This is a genomic window from Kitasatospora sp. NPDC054939 (genome assembly GCF_053610105.1).
The window spans coordinates 12774-28900 of sequence record NZ_JBSGXP010000044.1; the positions used below are offsets into that span (position 1 = coordinate 12774).

Consider the following 16127-nt stretch of genomic DNA (forward strand, 5'->3'; position numbering starts at 1 on the left):
GGCCGCCCGCATGTCCTGGAGGGTGGGTCCGGTTGGCGGTGAGGCCACGTCAGAGCTGGGCCCGTCGTACATCAGGTCGTTCTCCCCGTATCGATGGGCCGCCGGCCGCCCCTACGATCAGAGTTTTATATCAAAGGAGCGCTTCTGATCGTCGGTCGCCCTCGGTCGGAGGTACAGGTCCGGCCCGCTCGGGCGGGCGGATCAGAGGGCCAGTGTGTACACCATCAGGTCGATTCCCGGCAGCGGGGCCCAGTCGCGGTGGGGGGCGCGGCGGAAGCCGATGCGCTCGTAGAGGCGGTGCGCGGTGGTCATGTCGGGGCGGGTGGAGAAGGCCATGCCGGCCAGGCCGAGTTCGCGGGTGCGGGCGATGGCGGCGCGGACCAGGGCCTCGCCGACGCCCCGGCCGCGGGCGGCGGAGGAGGTGGCGAGCATCCGGATCTCGCCCTCCTGCGGGGTGGCGATGTCGGCCCACTCGGTGCCGCCCACGGCGAAGGTCACGCAGCCGAGCACCCGTCCTTCGGCCTGGTCGAGGGCGACGAGGAGTTCGGCCTCCCGGGCCCGGCGGGCGGTGTCGCGCAGGAGGTCGGCGTAGTTGCCCTCGGCCGCGGTGAAGCCGCCGTCGACGAAAGCCTCGACGGAGATGCGGCCGGCTGCTTCGAGGTCCTCTTCGTGCGCGCGGCGGATGACGATGTCCATGCGGCCAGTGTGCCGGAGGCGTCCGTCCGGCCCGCAGGGGAGGGGGCCGCGGTGGTGGCGGCGGAGGGGCGCAGGGAGGCGGCCGGCATGGTGCCGTACAGGCGGTCGGGGAGGGCGGGTTCGGCCGGGTAGCCGCCGGGGCGGTGCCAGTTGTCGCGGCCGGTGCGGTTGCGGTCCAGGTCGCGCCCGAGCAGCGCGCCGAGGAGGCCGAAACCGCCGACCGCACCGAGCAGGGCCAGGGCGCCCGTGAGCGTGTCGGAGTCCATGGCTCCACTCTCGCGGCGCGGCGGGGCGGCCACGAGTGGCAGGAATGCCCGATTGCATGGAAATCCTGCCAGCCCCATCGGGTGCCCCGCGCCGCCCGCTCCCGCCGCCCGCCCCTTCCGCCGCCCGCGCCGGCCCGGGCATCCTGGCGGGATGCTGAAGAACGTCGTCACGGTCGTGCTGGAGGAGATCCACCCCTTCGAACTCGGGGTGGCCTGCGAGGTGTTCGGCCTGGACCGCAGCGCGGACGGGCTGCCCGCGTACGAGTTCGCCCTCGCCGGGGCCCGGGCCGGCTCGCACCGGACGCACGCCGGGTTCTCCGTCGACGTGCCGTACGGCCCCGAGCGGCTGGCCGAGGCCGACCTGGTGATCGTCACGGCCACCGGGGTGCGCCCGGAGTACCCGGCGCCGCTGCTGGAGGCCGTCCGGTCGGCCGTGGACGGCGGCGCTCGGGTGCTCTCCATCTGCAGCGGCGCCTTCGTGCTGGGCGCCGCCGGGCTGCTCGACGGCCGCCGCTCCACCACGCACTGGCGGCACGCCGCCGAACTGGCCGACCGCTTCCCGCGGACCCGGGTGGAGCCGGACGTGCTGTACGTCGACGACGACCCGGTGATCACCTCGGCCGGCACCGCCGCCGGCATCGACGCCTGCCTGCACCTGGTGCGCAAGCTGCAGGGCGCCGAGGTGGCGCGCGGCATCGCCCGGCGGATGGTGGTGGCGCCGCACCGGGAGGGCGGCCAGGCGCAGTTCGTCGCCCGACCGCTGCCGGACTGCGACGACGAGTCGCTGGCGCCGCTGCTGGACTGGCTCCGCCACCACCTGCACGAGGAGTCCACGGTCGAGCAGTTGGCCGCCCGGGCGCACATGTCGCCGCGCACGTTCGCCCGCCGGTTCCAGCAGGAGACCGGCACCACCCCGCACCGCTGGATCGTCGGCCAGCGGCTGCTGCTGGCCCAGCGGATGCTGGAGAGCACCAGCGAGCCGGTGGACGCGATCGCGGCCCGCTGCGGGTTCGGGAACGCGGCGACGCTGCGCCACCACTTCGGGCGGCGGCTGGGGACCACCCCGCTGGCGTACCGGCGCTGCTTCTCCGACGGGGACGTGGCGACCCCGGTCGAGCGGATCTGACCCACGCGGTACGCGAAGCCCCGCAGCACGCGAACCCCTACGGCACGCGAACCCCCGCAGCACGCGACGCGCCGCGGCCGGCCGAAACCCCGCGCCACGCGACGCCCCTAAGCCAGGCCGGCGCGCCCCCGCGGTCAGTCCCCGACGGCCAGGTGCGCGGTGTCGTTCCACTGCTCGGCGCGCAGCCGCCCGCCGTCGGCCCGCCAGAGGCTCGCGGAGCAGTTGCGGACCTGCTCCAGCGCGAGCAGCTGCCCCTCGGTGAGCCGCTCCAGCGCGTAGCGGAGCATGAGGACGGTGCAGTCGTGCGCCACCAGCAGGACCGGCCGCCCGGCCTCCTCCTCGCAGACGTCGCGCAGCAGGCTGCGCATCCGCAGGGCGACGTCGGCCCAGGACTCGCCGCCGGGCGGGCGGTAGTACAGCTCGCCCATCTTGCGCCGTCTGGCGGCCTCCTCGGGGTGCTTGGCCTCGATGGCGGCCTTGGGCAGCATCTCCAGGATGCCGAGTTCGCGGTCGCGCAGCCGTTCGTCGTAGCGGACGGCCAGCGAGATGGGGACCGCGCCGAGGCCGGCGGCCTGGGCGAGGGCGATCCGGGCGGTCTCGGCGGTGCGGACGTACGGCGAGCACCAGACGCTGCGGGGGCGGTCGGCGCTGGGCAGTCCGGCCCACCAGCGGCCGAGGGCCTGGGCCTGCTGCTGGCCGTGCAGGGAGAGCGGGATGTCCGCGTCCCGGCAGCTGATCGGCACGCTGAGCGCCCCGGCGGCCTCGGCGAGCTGGAACTCGACGTTGGCGGTGGACTCGCCGTGCCGGGTGGCGATCAGGACGGACGGCAGCCGTCCGGCCGTGCGGTGCCGTCCGTTGACCGCGCCGCCGGCGGTGGCCGGGTTGCCGGTGTTGATCGTTGTGCTGTCTGCCATGGCCGCGTCTCCCCGTTGTCGTGGGCCGGTGGTACTCCCTGAACGGCGGCTCCTCGTTCATACATATGATCGCGCCGCCTCCTCCAGTGTTCACGGAGGAGACGGCGCGGTCACAGGGCGCGCGCGGGGCGTATCAGGGGGCGTATCAGTGCGCTGGCACGGGCTCCGGCGCGTTCTTCAGCTCCTCGTCACCGGTTTCGGCGGTGTAGTCGGAGGGCTTGGTCTCGTCCGGGCCCTCCGGCGCCTTCACGGCCCGCAGCACCAGGGTGAGCACCACGGCGACCACCAGGTTGAGCACGAAGGCGGTCAGGCCGATGTAGCCGATCTCGCCGATGCCGGGGATCTCGGCCGAGGAGCCGCCGAAGTGCTTGGTGGCGGGGCTGGAGATGCCGTACGCCTTCCAGGTGCCGTAGACCATGCCGACCGCCCAGCCGGCGAACAGCGCCCAGTGGTGGAACCAGCGGGTGAACAGGCCGCCCACGATGGAGAGGAAGGTCTGCAGGATCCAGATGCCGCCGAGCAGCTGGAGGTTGATCGCGGCCTGCTTGTCCATGGTGAGGACGAAGGCCAGGGCGCCGACCTTCACCAGCAGCGAGGCGATCTTGGCGACCCGGGTCTCGTCGGCGGGGGTGGCGTCCGGCCGCAGGTACTCCTTGTAGACGTTGCGGGTGAAGAGGTTGGCCGCGGCGATGGACATGATGGCGGCCGGCACCAGGGCGCCGATGCCGATCGCGGCGAAGGCCACCCCGGTGAACCAGTCCGGGAACATGTTCTCGAACAGCTGCGGCACCGACAGCTGGGCGTTGAAGCCCGGAACGCCCTTGCCGACGCCCGCCGCGACCGCCATGAAGCCGAGCAGCGCCAGCAGGCCCAGCATCAGCGAGTACGCCGGCATGATCGCCATGTTGCGGCGGACCGTGTTGCGGGACTTGGACGCCAGCACACCGGTCACCGAGTGCGGGTACATGAACAGCGCCATCGCCGAGCCGAGCGCCAGGGTGGCGTACGTCCACTGCTTGTTGTCCGCCACCGTCAGCGAGCCGGCCGACTTGGGCGCGCTGAACTTCTCGGCGACCGCGTCGAAGATGCTGCCGTACCCGCCGAGCCGCAGCGGGATGTAGATCACCGCGACGATGATCACGATGTAGATCAGGGTGTCCTTGACGAAGGCGATCAGGGCCGGCGCCCGCAGCCCGGAGGAGTAGGTGTAGGCCGCCAGCACGCCGAAGGCCAGGAACAGCGGCAGGTCCTTCACGAACCAGTGGGTGCTCTCCCCGCCGCCGACGCCCAGCACGTCCAGCACCGCCTGGATGCCGACCAGCTGCAGCGCGATGTACGGCATCGTGGCGAGGATGCCGGTCAGCGCCACCACCAGGGACAGCGGGCGGGAGCCGTACCGGCCGCGCACGAAGTCGGCGGGGGTGACGTACCCGTGCACCCGGGAGACCGACCAGAGCCGGGCCAGGAAGAGGAAGACCAGCGGGTAGGCGATGATCGTGTACGGCACCGCGAAGAAGCCGGCTGCACCGGTGGCGTACACCGCGGCGGGCACGGCCACGAAGGTGTACGCGGTGTAGAGGTCGCCGCCGAGCAGGAACCAGGTCACCCAGGTGCCGAAGCTGCGTCCGCCGAGGCCCCATTCGTCGAGGTGGAGGGCGTTGTCGGCCTTGCGCCAGCGCGAGGCGAGGAAGCCCATCACGCTGACGAGCGCGAAGAACAGCACGAAGACCGTCAGCGCGGGAACGTTAACCCCGTTCATCGGGCACCCCCGGCCTTCGCCGCGCGGCGGTTGCGCTCGTCGCGGTTGATCAGCAGGTACGCGGCGACCGTGAAGCCGGCCGACACCGGCACCCAGAGCAGCTGGTACCAGTAGAAGAAGGGCACGCCGCCCAGCTCGGGCTCGGTCTTGTTGTACGAGCCCACCCAGAGCACGGCGACGATCGGGACGAGCAGGGCGAGTGCGGCCAGCACCCGCTCCGGCGTCACGGCGGGCACCGGGCCGGATGGCTCGGGCATGACAGGTTGGGGCCCGTCCGGGACCTGGACTTCTGACGACATGTTCGGCTCCGCTCGGAGGGGGCTCACCTCGTCGGCGCCGCAGCCCGGGGGCCGCACGCTCCCCCGGACCCGCCGAGCAGCACCACTGGTGATCGGCAGTCAGTACGGCTGCGAAATGTAGAGCATGACGTGACCCATGTCACCGGAATTGGCAGGATTTCCCGGATGCCGGACAGCGGCACCCGCGCGGGCGCGCCCGCGTGTACGCCGGAGCGCTGCACCGGGGCTGCACGCCGGAGTGCGCTGCTCTGCAGGCGAAGGGCAGCCGGGGTGCAGCGGGCGGCGGCAGGATCGCAGTCACTGGTCCAGACCACTGGGCCGGGCCGCCGGGCCGGATCGCCGGTCCCGCACCCGAGGAGGATCCATGAACCGCATCGCCGCCAAGCTCACCGCGCTGCTGGTGCCGAGCACCGAGGCCGCCGCCGGCTGCTCCTACCAGGAGTACTGGAACACCGGTGACTGCTACTGCGACAACATGTTCCGCAAGTACTGCAAGCGGATGTACGTCGCGGGCAACTGCACCGCCCACTCGCTCGGCTACAAGTTCTACGGCGCCTGCTCCTGACCCCTGCACGACCACCGGCCCGCACACCCCGCCGGCGGCAGCACCCGATCCGCGGCCGCCGCACCAGTACCCGAGGAACCACCGTGAACCGCATCGCCGCCAAGCTCACCGAACTGCTCGTCCCCGGCACCGAGGCCGCCGCCGGCTGCACCCCGCGCAGCTACTGGGCGACCAACGACTGCTACTGCGACAGCGTCGGCCGCAAGTTCTGCCGCTGGTGGGTCATCAGCCCCACCTGCGCCGGCACCAGCTACTACAAGTACTACGGCGTCTGCGCCTGATCCGACCGGTGCGCCCCCGGCCCGCGGCTCGGGCCGGGGGCGCGCCCCGGCGGGGGAGAGGTCCTCGCATGATCCGCCAGCTCGTCCTCCTGATCTGCTCGTTCACCGTCGCCGGGGTGCTCGCCGGCTCCGCGCTCGGCAAGCTGCGGGCCCGGGCGCAGGCCCGGGACGCCGTCCGCGCCCTCACGGGGCTGACCGGCCGCCGGGCCGCGGGCACCGCCACCGCCCTGGTCACGGCCGAGGCCGCACTCGCGGTGGCGCTGCTCGTCCCGGTGCTGCGGTCCGCCGCCGCGGTCGGCGCGGTGCTGCTGTTCGCCGCCTTCACCGCCGCCCTGGTCCGGGTGCTGCGGGCCGGAACCCGGGTCGCCTGCGCCTGCTTCGGGCGCGCCGCCGCCCCGATCGCCCCGCGCCACGTGGTGCGCAACCTGCTCCTGCTGGCCGCCTCGCTGGCCGTCCCGCTGCTCGGGCCGCCGGCCGGGGCCGGGTCCGGGTCCGGGGAGGCGCCGGGGCCGGCCGTGGTGCTGCTCGCCGCCGGGGCCGCCGCGCTGCCCGTCCTCCTCGTGGTCTTCCTGGACGAGGCCGTCGACCTGCTCCGGCCGCCCCGGCCGGTCCGGTAGCCCCTCCGGTCCGCCGGCCCCGTCCCGCTCGCCCGCTTCCGGCCCTCGTGCCGTCCGCCCGTACCCGTATCCGTACCTGGTTCCGGCCCCCGCGCCGCTCCCCGCCACCACCCCGGCCGGACGCCGCTCCGCCCGGACGCACAACCCTGGAGCTCCCATGCCCGTTCTGGTCGCCGCCCTGGTCCTGGTCGGCCTGCTCGCCGTCGCCAGCATGCTCTGCACCCTGCTGCTGGTGCGCCGGATGCGGCAGTTCGAGACCGACCTCTCCCGCGCGCTCAACCGCAACAGCGCCGCGCCCACCCCGATCCGTCCCGGCACCGCGCTGCCCGCCTTCACCGCCGTCACGGTCGACGGCGACCCGGTGGCCGACTCCGACTTCCGCGGCGGCCCGGCCCTGCTCGGCTACTTCTCCACCACCTGCCCGAGCTGCGAGGAGGCGCTTCCGTCGTTCCTGGAGGCCGCCGCGCAGTTCCCCGGCGGCCGCGCCCGGGTGCTGGCCGTGGTGGCCGGCGAACCGGGGGCCGCCGCCGCGCTGGCCGCCCCGCTCGCCGCCGTCGCCCGGACCGTGACCGAGCCGGTCACCGGCGGGATCGGCCGCGGTCTGGCCGTCGACCTGCTGCCCGGCTTCGCCCTGCTGGACGAGCACGGCCACGTCACCCACTCCGCGGTCACCCTCGCCGACCTCCCGGCGCTCACCGCCGCATGACCGCCGACCCCCGCCACCCCGGTGCCGCCGCAGGTCCCGCCCCCGGCCCCGGCACCGCCGCCGGTCCCGCCCCTTCCGCCACCCCCGGCCCGGCCGCCGACCCCGCGGCCGCGCCGGGCCGGGTGCGCTCGCTCGGCCGGATCCTCCTGCTGCTGCGCCGCGCAGCCCCCGGGGCGAGCGGCCTCACCCTCGCCCTGGCGGTGCTGGCCGGCCTGCTGCCCACCGCCCTGGCCTGGCAGCTGAAACTGCTGATGGACGGGCTGGCCGCCGGCCGGGGGACGGCGGAGCTCGCCCCGGTGCTCGGCGCGCTCGCCGCCGCCGGGGTGCTGCAGGCGGTGCTGCCGCACGTCCAGGCGTACCTGGAGGACCAGATCACCCGGGCGGTGTCGGCCCACGTCCAGGACGAGCTGTTCGGCGCGGTCAACCGGATCCCGGGCCTCGGCCCGTTTGAGGACCCGGTCTTCCTGGACCGGCTGCGGCTCGCCGAGCAGGCCGGCGCCACCGTGCCCGGCCAGGTGCTCGGCGCGCTGTTCGGCGCCGCCCGGACGGTCGTGACGGTGGCCGGGCTGCTCGGCGTGCTGCTGGCGATCGGCCCGCTGCTGGCCCTCGCGGCGGCGCTGGCCGCCGTCCCCGGGGTGGTCGGCCGGATTCGCAACGCCACCCGGCTGGTGCGGATGATGTCGGCCACCGGCAACGCCGTCCGGCGGCAGATCTTCTACCAGGAGCTGCTCACCGACCTCCAGGCGCTCAAGGAGGTCCGGCTGTTCGGCCTCGGCGACTTCCTGCGCACCCGGATGCGCACCGAGCAACTGGCCGTCCACCGGCAGGAGCGGGAGCTGGCCCGCCGGGTGCTCGGCCAGCAGGCGCCGCTCGCCCTCGGCACCGCGCTGCTCTCCGCGCTCGGCCTGCTCTGGGCCGTCGGACGGGTCGCCGACGGCGCCCTCACCCTGGGCGGCCTGACCGCCTTCACCGCCGCCCTGGCGGGCCTGCAGACCGGCCTGGCCCAGCTGGCCGTCGACGGCGCCGCCGTCCACCAGGGCATCCTGCTGCACCGCCACTACGACGCCGTCGTCACCGTGCGGCCCGAGCCACCCGTCCAGCCCGCACCGACCGCACCACCCGCACGGCCCGCCGCCGAGCCACCCGCCCGGCTGCCCGCGCTGCGCACCGGCCTCGACCTGCGCGACGTCTGGTTCCGCTACACCGAGGACGGCCCCTGGGTGCTGCGCGGCGTCGACCTCACGATCCCGTACGGCAGCTCGCTCGCCCTGGTCGGGCTCAACGGCGCCGGCAAGTCCACCCTGGTCAAGCTGCTCTGCCGGTTCTACGAGCCGACCCGCGGCAGCATCCGCTGGGACGGCACCGACCTGCGGAACGTCCCGCACCAGGAGCTGCGCCGCCGGCTCGGCGCGGTCTTCCAGGACTACATGAGCTACGACCTGACCGCCGCCGAGAACATCGCCCTCGGCGACCTCGACCGGGCCGGTGACCGGGCCGCCGTGGAACTCGCCGCCCGCCGGGCCGGGCTGCACGACCGGCTGGCCGCCCTGCCGAAGGGCTACGACACCCTGCTCAGCCGGATCTTCTTCGCCGACTCCCCGGCCGAGGAGCAGGCCGCGTCCGGTGCCCTGCTGTCCGGCGGCCAGTGGCAGCGCCTCGCGCTGGCCCGCGCCTACTTCCGGGAGGGCCGCGACCTGCTGATCCTCGACGAGCCCAGCGCCAACGTGGACGCCGAGGCCGAGCACGAGATCCACGAGCAGCTGCGCCGGCACCGGACGGGTGCCACCAGCCTGCTGATCTCGCACCGGCTGGGCGCGGTGCGCGGCGCCGACCGGATCGTGGTGCTGGCCGACGGCCGGATCACCGAGCAGGGCGACCACGCCGAGCTGCTCGCGGCCGGCGGCGAGTACGCGCGGCTGTTCCGGCTGCAGGCGGCCGGCTACGCGGCGGCGGTGTGAGGTGGCGGCCGTCCTGATCGCCCTCCCGCTGCTGCTGCTCGCCGCCGCCGTGGCGCTGCTGCGGCGCACCTTCGTGCTGGTCACCGTGCGCGGCCTGAGCATGAGCCCGGTGCTGCTGCCCGGCGACCGCCTGCTGGTCAGCCGACGGCGCCGGCGCCCGGCCGCGGGGGAGCAGCTGGTGCTGCAGCGCCCCGAGCCGGGCGCGGGCTGGACCGGGCCGGTGCCCCGCGGGCCCGGCGACGCCCGCTGGTACGTGAAGCGGGTGCTGGCCGCGCCGGGCGACCCGGTGCCGGCGGAGCTGCTCGCGGTCACCGGGGCCGCCCCGGGGGCGGTGGTGCCCCCCGGGCGGGTGCTGGTGGTCGGCGAGCACGAGCACAGCGAGGACTCCCGGCAGTGGGGCTACTTCCCGGCCGACCGGATCCTCGGCACGGTGGTGCGCAGGCTCGGCTCCGGTCCGGCGGTGAGCACCCTCAGCAGCCCGGCCGGCCGGTAGCGGCCGGGCGCGGGGGACTCCAGGAGCCGGGCGTCCACCAGCAGCTCCAGCACCGTCTCGGTGTACCCGGGGGAGAGGCCGAGCGCGTGGGCGGTCGCCGCGGGCTCCCACTCCTCCGGGCCGAGCCGTCGCAGCCGGCGCAGCAGCCACTCGGGCCGGTCGACCAGCGGGTGCAGCGCGTCCGCCAGGTGCCGGTACACCTCCGGGTCGTCCAGGCCCAGCCGCTCGGGCCGGCGCTCGGCGTCGGTCAGCAGGTCGGCGAAGGTGCGGATCGGCCAGTCGGGCCGGGCGCCGAGCCGGGCGGCGGCGCTGCGCACGGCCAGCGGGTGCCCGGCGCAGTGCGCGAGGACGGCCCGGACGGCGGCCGGTTCGGCGGCGGCCCGGCGGTGCCCGATGGCCCGGGCGAACAGCTCGTGGCAGTCGTCGGGGCCGAGCGGGCCGAGGTCCAGCAGGTGGCCGGGGTCGGTGGCGAGGCGGCGGCTGCGCCCGGTCACCAGGAGGCGGCCCGGTCCGCCGGCCGGCAGCAGCGGGAGGATCTGGCCCGCCGAGGCCGCGTCGTCCAGCACCATCAGGACGGCCCGGTCGGCGGTCAGCTCGCGCAGCCGGACGGCGAGGTCCCCGGGGTCGGCGGGCAGGTCGAGGGCGCCGAGGTCGGTCAGCACCCGCCGCAGCAGGGAGCGGGCCGGGCGCGGGGTGCGGGTGCCGCCGAGCTCCAGGTAGAGCACGCCGTCGGGGAAGCGGTCGGCGAGGTCGTGCGCGGCGCGGACGGCCAGGGCGCTCTTGCCGATCCCGGGCGGGCCGGCGATCACCACCGGGCAGCCGGCGGGGGCGTCGAGCAGGGCGGCGATCCGGTCGAGTTCGGCCGGGCGGCCGACGAAGTGCGGCGGGCTGCCGGGGAGCTGGCGCGGTGGTGCGGCGGGCCGCGGGGTGCCGCAGTCCTTCGCCGGGACGGCGCGCGGCCCGGCCGGTGGCGCGGGCTGCGGGCCCGCCGCGGCGGGAGCCGCCGGGGTGGCCGGTGCGGCGGCGGCGGGGCCGGCCGGGTCGGTCGGCACCCCCGTCGCGGGGGCGCGCAGCGGCGGTACGGGCGGCTCCGGCGGCCGGGGCGGGTCGAGCAGCGGGTCGCGCTCCAGGATGCGGGTGTGCAGCCCGGCCAGTTCGGCGCCGGGCTCGATGCCGAGCTCGTCCACCAGCAGCCGCCGGCAGCTCTGGTACGCGGCAAGGGCGTCGGCCTGCCGGCCGCAGCGGTAGAGGGCGAGCATCAGCTGGCCCCAGAGCCGTTCCCGCAGCGGGTGCTCGGTGACCAGCCCGGCGAGTTCGGCGGCGAGGGCGTGATGGTGGCCGAGCCGCAGTCCGGCGTCGGCGCGGCACTCCAGCGCGTTGACCCGGGTCTCCAGCATCCGGCCCGCGGCCTCCTGGCGGAGCCGGTCGTGGTCGATGTCGGCCAGCGGCTCGCCGCGCCACAGGGCGAGGGCGGAGTCGAAGTGGCGGTGGGCGCGGGCCCAGTCGCCGGCCACGTAGGCGCTGTGGCCGAGCGCCGCCCGGCTGCGGAAGACGGCCATGTCGAACTCGCCGTCCAGCACGGTGAGCCGGTAGCCGTCCCGGTCGGTGGCCAGTCGGCGGCCGGCCTCCGGGCCGAGGGCCCGCCGCAGCCTGGTGACGTGGCTGTGCAGGGTGGCGCGGGCGCCCTGGGTGGGCCGGCCGTCCCAGATCAGCTCGATGAGCTCGGTGCTGCCGACGCTGCGGCCGGCCCGCAGCAGCAGGGCCGCGAGCAGCACCCGGCGGCGGCCGGACGGGACGGTGAGGACGCCGGAGGCGTCCTGGACGATGGTGGGGCCGAGAAGTCCGAACTGCAACAGATCCCCCTACTGTGCTGCCCCGCGGGGCATGGCTCGGTAGGGGCGGGGCGGCGCGCGCCCCGCCCCCGTCGGAGAGTCGGGGCACGCCGAGGAGCCGCCGGGGCGCCCTGGTCCGGCAGGCGTGCCCGCGGGCCGTCCGGGGACGGCCGACCGCTGGTCGGTGCAGGGGAGGTTCCGACCCGGGTCCGTCCGGCGGACGCTGCGGCGCCGGGGCGCCGGTCCGCCGGGCGGTCCCTACTCCGGGCGCTGGAGTCGGGTGATGAACTTGTAGCGGTCGCCGCGGTAGATGGAGCGGACCCACTCGACGGGGTCGCCGTCGGCGTCGAAGGAGTGCCGGGAGAGCTGGAGCATCGGCAGTCCGAGGTCGGAGCCGAGCAGACCGGCCTCGCGCGGGTTGGCGAGGGTGGTCTCGATGGTCTCCTCGGCCTCGGCGACCGTCACCCCGTAGACCTCGCGCAGCGCGGTGTACAGGGAGTTGTGCTTGGCGAGGTTGCGGCGCAGGGCCGGGAACCGCTTGGCGGAGAGGTGGGCGACCTCGATGGCCATCGGGTCGCCGTTGGCCAGGCGCAGGCGCTCGATCCGCAGCACCCGGCCGCCGGCCTTGATGTCCAGCAGCGGAGCCAGGTGGTCGTCGGCGGTGATGTAGCCGATCTCGATCAGCCGGGAGGTGGGCTCCAGGCCCTGGGCGCGCATGTCCTCGGTGTAGGAGGTCAGCTGGAGGGCCTGGGCGACCTTGGGCTTGGCGACGAAGGTGCCCTTGCCCTGGATGCGCTCCAGCCGGCCCTCGACCACCAGCTCCTGGAGGGCCTGGCGGACGGTGGTGCGGGAGGTGTCGAACTGGGCGGCCAGGGCCCGCTCGGGCGGGACGGGGGTGCCGGCCGGCTGGGTCTCGGTGAGCTGCAGCAGGTGGCGCTTGAGCCCGTAGTACTTGGGCACGCGGGCGGTGGCGTCCGCACCGGCCTGGTTCGGGAGGTTCTTCACCTGGGGGTCGTGGACCTGGGCCGTGGTGCCCCCGTCGCTGCTCATCGGACCTGTCTCCCGCTTCTCACGGGGCCGTTGCGGGCCCCGCCACTTTGTTAACACCTCACATCGTTGCATGTATGGCTACGGAACGAATACCTCATCACGCGATGAACGATGTGCGGTGTCGGCTTGATAACGGGTCCCCGGGATTGCCCGAACAGCCGTTGACAGGCCCATTGGTCTAGGCCAAGCTCCAGGCATCTGGTCTACACCACTAGGCCGGTAACGATGAATCCCCCCACCCGTTCGCTGGAGTCCGCGGCACCTTTCCCCCCGCTTTGTGCGGGTCTGCCGCAGCCACCCGACGGGGGTAACCCAGGCATCCCTCAGGAGGATGGCGTGAAGCGTCAGCTCATTGCGGCGGTCGGCGTCGCGGCTATGGTCGTCGGTCTGGCCGCGTGTGGTTCGGACGGCGACAAGAAGTCCTCGGACGGCTCGTCCGCCGCCGCCAAGAACTACAACGGCAAGACCCTGACGGTCTGGCTGATGGACGGCACCGCCCCGAAGGGCTGGACGGACTCCGTCAAGGCCGACTTCGAGGCCGCCTACCCGGGTGCCAAGGTCAACTTCCAGACCCAGCAGTGGGACGGCATCGGTGCCAAGGTCACCACCGCGCTCTCCGAGGGCTCGGTCGACATCCTGGAGATCGGCAACACCCAGACCGCGGGCTACGCGGCCTCCGGCGGCCTCGCCGACCTCACCAAGGACAAGGCCGACCTGGGTGGCAACGACTGGGCCGCCAACCTGAACGAGTCCGCGGTCCAGGACGGCAAGCAGTACGCCGCCCCGTGGCTGTTCACCAACCGCGTGGTCGCCTACAACAAGGACCTGTGGACCAAGGCCGGCATCGCCGCCGCCCCGAAGACCCTGGACGAGTTCTACGCCGCCCTGGAGAAGCTGAAGTCCTCCGGCGCCACCAACGAGCCGCTCTACCTGCCCGGCCAGTCGTGGTACGCCTACTTCGGCCTGCTGACCACCGAGGGCGGCAAGCTGGCGAAGAAGGAGGGCGACAAGTGGGTCGGCGGCCTGTCGACCCCCGAGGCCCAGCGCGCCCTGGAGACCTACAAGAAGCTGCAGAGCTACTCGACCGCCCCGAAGAACACGGACGAGGCCAAGCCGCAGCAGAGCGAGCTCTTCGCCAAGGGTGACGTCGGCTCCATCATCAGCCTCCCGTGGGAGGTCGCCCCGGCGGTGAAGGCCCTGGGCGCCGACAAGATCGGCTACTTCCCGCTCCCGGGCAAGACCGCGGACAAGGCCTCCTCGGTCTTCCTCGGCGGCTCGAACCTCGCGGTCTCCGAGCTGAGCAAGAACAAGGACCTCGCCAAGGGCCTCCTGAAGATCGCCCTGAACGACAAGCACGAGACCCTGGTCGCCCAGGCCGGCAACGTGCCGAACAAGGTCGCCCTGAACAGCCAGGTCTCCGGCGACTTCGCCAAGGCGGCCCTGCCGGCCTCCACCAACGGTGCGATCACGCCGAACGTCCCGACCTGGGCGAACGTCGAGAACAACCCGAACCCCATCAAGGACTTCCTGACCGGCGCGCTGACGGGTGACTTCGCCGCCGCCGCCAAGAAGGCCGACGACGAGATCGCGAAGCGTCTCAACCAGAAGCAGTAGCAGGTCGAGCGGCGTCGCTCACCGGCTCCCGGCGGGGAGCCGGTGGGCGACGCCTACCCGTCGTTGGTCAGGTTGGTTAGGAAGAGAGAACGATGGCTGTGCATTCGGAGCGGGTGCAGACACAGTCCCCGGAGTCGGGGGAGGCTGCTGTGGCCACCAGGGAATCGGGCGCCGGCCGCGGCGCCGACGTCACTGCGGGGAAGAGCGGCAGACCGCCGCGCCGCGGGAGCGGTCGCGCCGGGATCGCGCCGTACCTGCTCCTGCTGCCGGCCGTCCTTGCGACCGTCCTACTGCTGGGCTGGCCGCTGCTCAAGATCATTCTGCTGTCGTTCCAGAACCTCAACAGGCGCCAGTTCATCCTGCACCTGACCGAGTGGAACGGTTTCGACAACTACACCGATCAGCTGAAGGACCCGGAGTTCTGGGACGTCACCGTCCGCACGCTCGCCTTCACCGCCGCCAACGTCGTCCTGATCATGGTCGGCGGCACCCTGGTCGGCCTGCTGCTCAACCGCCTCGGCAAGAAGATGCGCCTGGTCCTGTCGATGGCGCTGGTGCTCGCCTGGGCGATGCCCATCGTGGCCGCCACCACCGTCTTCACCTGGCTCTTCGACCAGCGCTACGGCGTGGTCAACTGGTTCCTGGACCGGCTCGGCTGGCACTCGATGGCCGAGTACAACTGGACCGGCGACCAGCTCTCGACCTTCTTCGTGATCGTCCTGCTGATCGTCTGGGGCTCCATCCCCTTCGTCGCGTTCAACATGTACGCCGGTCTCACCACCATCCCCAAGGAGCTGTACGAGGCCGCCCGGATGGACGGCGCCGGCTCCTTCAAGATCTTCGGCTCGGTGATCTTCCCCAGCCTGAAGCCCTTCTTCCTCGCCACGACCTTCCTTGAGGTCATCTGGGTCTTCAAGGCCTTCACCCAGGTCTACGCCATCAACGCGGGCGGCCCCGACCGCCTCACCCGGACCCTGCCGATCCACGCCTTCCTGGAGGGCACCGGCTCCCAGCGCTACGGCGTCGGCGCCGCGATCTCGGTGCTCACCATCCTGATGCTGGGCGTGCTGATGGCGTACTACATCCGGATCATTCTGAAGCAGGAGGACGAGCTGTGAGGCGCTCGCTCATCGGACGCTCCTGGCCGAACGCGATCGCGCTCGTCCTCGCCGTCTTCTTCATCTTCCCCGTCTACTGGATGGTGTCCACCTCCTTCAAGGAGAACGGGGACATCATCACCAAGGAGCCGGTCTTCCTCCCGCTGGACGGGACGTTCGACCACTTCTCGCGGGCGATCAGCGCCGAGAACTTCTGGACCTTCGTCACCAACAGCCTGATCGTCACGGTCGGCGCGGTGCTCATCTCGCTGGTCATCGCCACCCTGGCCGCCTTCGCCATCGCCCGGATGAGGTTCCGCGGACGCAAGTCCTTCATCCTCGTGGTGATGGCCGCGCAGATGGCCCCCTGGGAGGTCATGACGATCGCGGTCTACATGATCGCCCGCGACAACGACCTGCTGAACAGCCTGCTCCCGCTGACCATCTTCTACATGATGATGGTGCTGCCCTTCACCATCTGGACGCTGCGCGGCTTCATCGCCGCGGTGCCGAAGGAGTTGGAGGAGTCGGCGATGGTGGACGGCTGCACCCGCTCGCAGGCCTTCGTGAAGGTGATCTTCCCGCTGCTGGCCCCGGGCCTGATGTCCACCTCGCTGTTCGGCTTCATCACCGCCTGGAACGAGTTCCCGCTCGTCCTGATCATGAACAAGGAGCAGGCGACCCAGACCCTCCCGCTCTGGCTGACCACCTTCCAGAGCGTCTTCGGCAACGACTGGGGCGCCACCATGGCCGCCTCCACCCTGTTCGCCGTTCCGGTGCTGATCCTGTTCATCTTCCTGCAGCGCAGGGCCGTCAGTGGTCTCACCGACGGCGCCGTGAAGGGCTGATCCGAC

16 protein-coding genes are annotated in these 16127 nt (G+C 73.3%); 10 read left to right on the forward strand and 6 right to left on the reverse strand.

All coding sequences use genetic code 11. The features are described from left to right. Positions 1–201: 201 nt before the first annotated feature. Positions 202–696, reverse strand: a complete 495-nt coding sequence (locus tag ACWGB8_RS15165; RefSeq protein ID WP_452213784.1) for a GNAT family N-acetyltransferase — start codon at positions 694–696, stop codon at positions 202–204. A 417-nt stretch (positions 697–1113) separates the two neighbouring features. On the opposite strand from ACWGB8_RS15165, the gene ACWGB8_RS15170 reads away from it, so the two are divergent. Beyond that, entirely contained in the window at positions 1114–2088 is a 975-nt protein-coding gene (locus ACWGB8_RS15170) for a helix-turn-helix domain-containing protein (RefSeq protein WP_452213786.1), read from the forward strand. A 134-nt stretch (positions 2089–2222) separates the two neighbouring features. Here the strand turns inward: ACWGB8_RS15170 and ACWGB8_RS15175 are convergent, their stop codons facing one another. The 3 genes from ACWGB8_RS15175 to ACWGB8_RS15185 form a co-directional block, all read right to left on the reverse strand. Next, positions 2223–3002, reverse strand: coding sequence for a histidine phosphatase family protein (locus tag ACWGB8_RS15175; RefSeq protein ID WP_452213788.1), 780 nt, complete (start codon positions 3000–3002; stop codon positions 2223–2225). A gap of 145 nt (positions 3003–3147) precedes the next feature. Next, complete coding sequence (gene mctP / locus ACWGB8_RS15180; protein WP_452213789.1) at positions 3148–4761, reverse strand: monocarboxylate uptake permease MctP; 1614 nt, start codon at positions 4759–4761, stop codon at positions 3148–3150. Beyond that, positions 4758–5018, reverse strand: coding sequence for a DUF3311 domain-containing protein (locus ACWGB8_RS15185; protein WP_452213791.1), 261 nt, complete (start codon positions 5016–5018; stop codon positions 4758–4760). The genes mctP and ACWGB8_RS15185 overlap by 4 nt, the downstream gene beginning before the upstream one ends. A 406-nt stretch (positions 5019–5424) precedes the next feature. On the opposite strand from ACWGB8_RS15185, the gene ACWGB8_RS15190 reads away from it, so the two are divergent. The 6 genes from ACWGB8_RS15190 to ACWGB8_RS15215 all read left to right on the forward strand — a co-directional run bounded on the left by ACWGB8_RS15190 (position 5425) and on the right by ACWGB8_RS15215 (position 9680). After that, positions 5425–5625, forward strand: a complete 201-nt coding sequence (locus tag ACWGB8_RS15190; protein ID WP_452213793.1) for a hypothetical protein — start codon at positions 5425–5427, stop codon at positions 5623–5625. A gap of 83 nt (positions 5626–5708) precedes the next feature. Continuing rightward, positions 5709–5906 (forward strand): hypothetical protein, encoded by a 198-nt coding sequence (locus ACWGB8_RS15195; RefSeq protein WP_452213795.1) that lies wholly within the window; start codon positions 5709–5711, stop codon positions 5904–5906. 68 nt (positions 5907–5974) lie between these two features. Beyond that, complete coding sequence (locus ACWGB8_RS15200; protein WP_452213797.1) at positions 5975–6523, forward strand: MauE/DoxX family redox-associated membrane protein; 549 nt, start codon at positions 5975–5977, stop codon at positions 6521–6523. Positions 6524–6680: 157 nt separating this feature from the next. Continuing rightward, on the forward strand, positions 6681–7229 hold the full coding sequence (locus ACWGB8_RS15205; RefSeq protein WP_452213798.1) for a TlpA family protein disulfide reductase: 549 nt from the start codon (positions 6681–6683) through the stop codon (positions 7227–7229). Beyond that, positions 7226–9187: an ABC transporter ATP-binding protein gene (locus tag ACWGB8_RS15210; protein WP_452213800.1), complete on the forward strand. Its 1962-nt coding sequence runs from the start codon at positions 7226–7228 to the stop codon at positions 9185–9187. Before ACWGB8_RS15205 ends, ACWGB8_RS15210 begins: the two co-directional genes overlap by 4 nt. Position 9188: 1 nt before the next feature. Then, on the forward strand, positions 9189–9680 hold the full coding sequence (locus tag ACWGB8_RS15215; protein ID WP_452213802.1) for a S26 family signal peptidase: 492 nt from the start codon (positions 9189–9191) through the stop codon (positions 9678–9680). On the opposite strand, the gene ACWGB8_RS15220 is transcribed toward ACWGB8_RS15215, so the two are convergent. Together ACWGB8_RS15220 and ACWGB8_RS15225 are read right to left on the reverse strand one after the other, a co-directional pair. Beyond that, entirely contained in the window at positions 9587–11533 is a 1947-nt protein-coding gene (locus tag ACWGB8_RS15220; protein ID WP_452213804.1) for a BTAD domain-containing putative transcriptional regulator, read from the reverse strand. The two genes, ACWGB8_RS15215 and ACWGB8_RS15220, sit on opposite strands and share 94 nt — an antisense overlap. Before the next feature lie 237 nt (positions 11534–11770). After that, positions 11771–12562, reverse strand: a complete 792-nt coding sequence (locus ACWGB8_RS15225; RefSeq protein ID WP_452213806.1) for a GntR family transcriptional regulator — start codon at positions 12560–12562, stop codon at positions 11771–11773. 336 nt (positions 12563–12898) lie between these two features. Between ACWGB8_RS15225 and ACWGB8_RS15230 the strand changes: the two genes are divergently transcribed. The 3 genes from ACWGB8_RS15230 to ACWGB8_RS15240 all read left to right on the forward strand — a co-directional run bounded on the left by ACWGB8_RS15230 (position 12899) and on the right by ACWGB8_RS15240 (position 16121). Next, the gene (locus ACWGB8_RS15230; protein WP_452213808.1) at positions 12899–14176 is read left to right on the forward strand and encodes an extracellular solute-binding protein; all 1278 of its coding nucleotides are present in this window, start codon (positions 12899–12901) and stop codon (positions 14174–14176) included. Between the two features lie 92 nt (positions 14177–14268). Further along, positions 14269–15294, forward strand: a complete 1026-nt coding sequence (locus ACWGB8_RS15235) for a carbohydrate ABC transporter permease (RefSeq protein WP_452213809.1) — start codon at positions 14269–14271, stop codon at positions 15292–15294. Next, complete coding sequence (locus ACWGB8_RS15240; RefSeq protein WP_452213811.1) at positions 15291–16121, forward strand: carbohydrate ABC transporter permease; 831 nt, start codon at positions 15291–15293, stop codon at positions 16119–16121. Before ACWGB8_RS15235 ends, ACWGB8_RS15240 begins: the two co-directional genes overlap by 4 nt. The last annotated feature ends 6 nt before the right edge of the window (positions 16122–16127 follow it).